Source organism: Psychrobacter sp. S1-30-MNA-CIBAN-0213, assembly GCF_040309845.1.
Classification (GTDB): Bacteria; Pseudomonadota; Gammaproteobacteria; order Pseudomonadales; family Moraxellaceae; genus Psychrobacter.
Genome location: NZ_JBEOPE010000103.1, coordinates 1 through 260, shown reverse-complemented (window position 1 = coordinate 260; position 260 = coordinate 1). Strand labels below are relative to the sequence as shown.

Annotated in this window: 1 pseudogene; it reads right to left on the bottom strand. The window is 41.5% G+C overall.

Annotated features, from left to right (window positions below):
* Positions 1–7 precede the first annotated feature (7 nt).
* Positions 8–260 (bottom strand): annotated as a pseudogene (locus AAEY87_RS14125) (polysaccharide biosynthesis/export family protein); the annotation flags it as partial.

The following is a 260-nucleotide window of genomic DNA, read 5'->3' as shown; positions in this document are numbered from 1 at the left end:
CTATTACCTATAATCCTGAAAGGATACTAACTGCAGACGTTGAAGGTAGTATCGCACTAATTACACGATTCCAACGCGTCAAGCCAGTTGGATCAACATAAACGATATCATTAGGCTGCATATCAAAACGATTGGCAAGCGCAAAACTAGTCAGGTTCTGCATATCCACATAGTAAATATCCGTCGATCGCGTGTTTAAATTATCACGGACCACATATATTTTGGCAGCATTGGCCGTACTAGAGTTAAGCCCCTTAGAC